4 protein-coding genes are annotated in these 4216 nt (G+C 72.9%); all 4 read right to left on the reverse strand.

What is annotated here, in order from left to right; genetic code table 11:
• Positions 1-75: 75 nt before the first annotated feature.
• A complete protein-coding gene (gene tyrS, locus AB0C69_RS38895; protein ID WP_360361116.1) occupies positions 76-1353 on the reverse strand; it encodes a tyrosine--tRNA ligase in 1278 nt (425 codons plus the stop codon).
• A gap of 130 nt (positions 1354-1483) precedes the next feature.
• Positions 1484-2119: a DNA-3-methyladenine glycosylase gene (locus tag AB0C69_RS38900; protein WP_345178992.1), complete on the reverse strand. Its 636-nt coding sequence runs from the start codon at positions 2117-2119 to the stop codon at positions 1484-1486.
• 88 nt (positions 2120-2207) lie between these two features.
• A complete protein-coding gene (gene argH / locus AB0C69_RS38905; RefSeq protein WP_360361119.1) occupies positions 2208-3626 on the reverse strand; it encodes an argininosuccinate lyase in 1419 nt (472 codons plus the stop codon).
• Positions 3627-3777: 151 nt separating this feature from the next.
• Positions 3778-4216: arginine repressor (locus AB0C69_RS38910; RefSeq protein ID WP_360361122.1), on the reverse strand; the 439-nt coding region annotated here is incomplete at its 5' end.

Raw genomic sequence — 4216 nt, forward strand, 5'->3', positions numbered from 1 at the left:
GGTGACGAAGGCGTCGATGAGGCGGCGGGTCACGGCCGGGGCGAGCAGGGTCCGGGCGGGCGGTCGGGAGGCGGTTCAGGAGGCGGTCACCTCGACGCCGCCCACGTTGCGCTTGCCGCGCCGCAGCACGAGGAAGCGGCCGTGGAGCAGGTCGGCGGACGCCGGCACCGCGTCCTCCGACTCGACCTTGGCGTTGTTGAGGTAGGCGCCGCCCTGGGCGATGGCACGGCGTGCCTCCGACTTGCTCTTACACAGGCCGGACGCCACCAGAAGGTCCACCACCGGCGGCAGCTCTCCCGCGGGCACCTCCGCGCGCGGCACCTCGGAGAGGGCGGCCTGCAGCGTTCGCTCGTCCAGTTCCTCCAGGGAACCCTGCCCGAACAGAGCACGGGAGGCCGCGATGACCCGCGCGGTCTCGTCCGCACCGTGCACGAGCGTGGTCATCTCCTCGGCGAGCGCCCGCTGCGGGGCCCGCGCGGCCGGACGGTCGGCGCCCTGCTTGACCAGGTCCTCGATCTCCTCGTGGGGACGGAAACTGAAGAACTTCAGGAACTTCTCCACGTCCCGGTCGTCGGCGTTGATCCAGAACTGGTAGAACGCGTACGGCGACGTCAGCTCGGGATCGAGCCAGTAGGTCTCGCCGCCCGCGGTCTTGCCGAACTTGGACCCGTCCGCCTTGGTCAGCAGCGGCGTGGTCAGCGCGTGCGCGCTGCCTCCCTCGACCCGGCGGATCAGGTCGACGCCCGCGGTGAGGTTGCCCCACTGGTCGCTTCCGCCGGTCTGCAGCCGGCACCCGTGGCGCCGGTACAGCTCGAGGAAGTCCATGGACTGGAGCAGGACGTAGCTGAACTCGGTGTAGCTCATACCGGTGGAGTCGAGCCGGGCGCGGACGGTCTCGCGGGCCAGCATCCGGTTGACCGGGAAGTGCTTGCCGATGTCGCGCAGGAACTCGATGGCCGACATGGGGCCGGTCCAGTCGAGGTTGCTGACCATCGTCGCGGCGGTCGGCCCCTCGTCGAAGTCGAGGAACGCCGACACCTGCCCGCGGACCCGGTCGACCCAGCCGGCGACGGTCTCCTCGGAGTTCAGCACGCGTTCGGCGCTCTTGCCGCTCGGGTCGCCGATCAGGCCCGTGGCACCGCCGACCAGGCCGATCGGCCGGTGCCCGGCCTTCTGGAAGCGGCGCAGCGTGAGGATCTGGATGAGGTTGCCGAGGTGCAGCGAGGGCGCCGTCGGGTCGAAGCCGCAATAGAGGGTGACCGGTCCCGCGGCGAGCAAGGCCCGCAGTTCGTCCAGGTCGGTGGACTGCGCGATCAGGCCGCGCCACGCGAGATCATCCAGGATGTCGGTCACGGTCTCCCTCGTCTCCGGCTTGCATTCGGTGTACGCCCCCAGGCTGCACTGGCGGGCGGCTGTCACGCCAACGATATTCAACGTCCGCCGTGGCGGGGCGGCTACCGGCCGGCCTGGTGACCGCGCCGGGTCAGCCCTCGGCGGTGATCTTCCTGCGCTGCCTCGGGACGTGGGGGCGGTAGGGCGACACGCTGGGATCCCCGTCGATCCAGAACCGCCACGGGACCTCCTTGGCGCCGTTGACGCCGGTCCGGGGGCCGTTGCGGATCAGTGCGGGATCGGCGGGCTCGCCCCTGAGCACCGCCATCGGTCCGCCGGGCGCGCACACGTCCAGTCCGTTCTGCTCGCGGGCGACGCCGAGGGCCTGGCAGAGCCGGGCCGGGCCACGCGCCAGGTCGCGGACGGTCGAGCGCGGACGGCGCGCCCGTGCGACGTCCTCCCCCGCGATGATCTCTCCGGCGCGCAGTAGCACCGCCATGGACGTCCCGTCCGGGCCGCACACGAGGTTCATGCAGAAGTGCATGCCGTAGGTGAAGTAGACGTAGACGTGCCCGGGCGGCCCGAACATGACCTCGTTGCGCCGGGTCCGGCCCCGGTAGGCGTGCGAGGCCGGGTCCAGCGGGCCCGCGTAGGCCTCCACCTCGGTGAGCCGGGCCGCCACCTCCCCCTCCGGGGTGCGGTGGCTGATCACGTGCCCGAGCAGCGCGGGCGCGACCTCCTCCACCGGGCCGTCGAAGAACTCGCGGGGCAGCAACGCTCCGTCCATCGCCTCACCGTGGTCTAGGGAACAGCTTCGCCGGTCGACCAGCCTAGGGGGCGGTCCGCACCGCGGCGGCCGCCCCCGTCCCGCCGGGTCAGGAGTCCGAGCCGGCGGCCCAGGCGGCGTGGCCGTTGACGAGGCTGCGCAGCGCGCCCATCTGCTCGCGGACGCGGTCGGGCGCCGTCCCCCCGTAGGCCTTGCGGGACGCGAGGGCGCCCTGGACGTTCAGCACCTCGCGGACGTCCGGCGTCAGGTGCGGCGACACCTTGCCGAGCTCCTCGTCGGTGAGGTCGTCGAAGTCCTTGTCGTTGACCTGGCACCAGACGACGAGGTGCCCGACGACCTCGTGGGCGTCGCGGAACGCCACGCCGCGGCGGACGAGCAGCTCGGCGAGGTCGGTGGCGAGGGCGAAGCCGTCCGGGGCGAGGGCCTCCAGCCGCTCGGTGTTGACCCGCATGGTCGCGATGAGCCCGGACATGGCGGGCAGCACGAGCAGCAGCGTCTCGACGGAGTCGAACGCGCCCTCCTTGTCCTCCTGGAGGTCGCGGTTGTAGGTGAGCGGGAGGCCCTTGAGGGTCGTGAGCAGGCCGACGAGGTGCCCGATGAGGCGGCCGGCCTTGCCGCGCGCCAGCTCGGCGACGTCGGGGTTCTTCTTCTGCGGCATGATCGACGACCCGGTGGCGTAGGTGTCGTCCATCTCGATCCAGCGGAATTCCTGGGAGGCCCAGAGGCACACCTCCTCGCCGAGGCGGGACAGGTGCACGCCGATCAGGGCGGCCGCGAAGAGGAACTCGGCGACGAAGTCGCGGTCGGCGACGGCGTCCATGGAGTTGGGCGCGGCGGCGTCGAAGCCGAGCTCGGCGGCGGTGGCCTGCGGGTCCAGCGGCAGGGAGGAGCCGGCGAGGGCGCCGGAGCCGAGCGGGGAGACGGCGGCGCGGCGGTCCCAGTCGCGCAGCCGGTCGATGTCGCGGGTGAGCGGCTGGACGTGCGCGAGGAGCTGGTGGGAGAACAGCACGGGCTGGGCGTGCTGGAGGTGCGTCATGCCGGGCGCGGCGACGCCGAGGTTGTGCTCGGCCTGCGCGATCAGCGCGGTCTCCAGTTCCACCAGCCGCGAGACGATCTGGCGGACGTGGTCGCGCAGGTACAGGCGCAGGTCGGTGGCGACCTGGTCGTTGCGGCTGCGGCCGGCGCGCAGCTTGCCGCCGAGGGCGCCGAGGCGCTCCAGCAGGCCCCGCTCCAGGGCGGTGTGGACGTCCTCGTCGGCGACCGTGGGGCGGAACTCGCCGCTGCGGCACGCCTCCTCGAGGTCGTCCAGGGCACCGATCATGCGCTCCAGCTCGTCGTCGGTGAGCAGGCCCGCCCGGTTGAGGACGCGGGCGTGCGCGCGCGATCCCATCAGGTCGTACGGGGCGAGCCGCCAGTCGAACTGGACGCTCACCGAGAGCCTCGCGAGCGCGTCCGACGGGCCGCCTTCGAACCGGCCGCCCCACAGCCGCGTCGGTGCCTTGGTCACGGAGAATCCTCTACTTCCCACCGCTGGTCGTTCGGTCAACTGCCATCTCACCATGCCGCCTCTGCCGGGCACGGCACGGATTGCCCCCCGCGTGGATCGCCTGGCGGCTGCGTCCGCAACAGCGTACGGCGAATCCGCCGGGTCCCGCGGATCAGGACGGGTCGGGGTCGGGGCCGCCCGGCGGCCCCTGGGTTCGTCGCTCGCGCGTGCCGGTCAGCCGCAGCAGCGCCTGGGCGAGGTCCTCCCCGCCGTGCGGGTCGCGGGCGATCACGAGGATCGAGTCGTCGCCCGCGACCGTGCCGAGGACGGACGGCCACTCGGCGTGGTCGATCGCCGAGGCCAGGTACTGGGCGGCGCCCGGCGGGGTCCGCACCATGACCAGGTTCGCCGACGCCTCGGCCGACACGAGCAGTTCGGCGGCGAGCCGGGACAGCCGGCCGGTGAAGGTCTCGGCGGCGCCGGTGCGGGCGCGGCGGATCCGCTCGCCGCCCTCGCCGGGCACGGCGTAGATCAGGCTGCCGTCGTCGGCGCGGAGCTTCACCGCGCCGATCTCGACCAGGTCGCGGGAGAGCGTGGCCTGGGTGACCTCC

The sequence above is a fragment of the Actinomadura sp. NPDC048032 genome, assembly GCF_040653175.1.
GTDB lineage: Bacteria > Actinomycetota > Actinomycetes > Streptosporangiales > Streptosporangiaceae > Spirillospora > Spirillospora verrucosospora.

Coding starts and splice junctions, on each gene's coding strand:
- AB0C69_RS38900 (WP_345178992.1), bottom strand. CDS start 2,119: ATGGACGGAGCGTTGCTGCCCCGCGAGTTCTTCGACGGCCCGGTGGAG.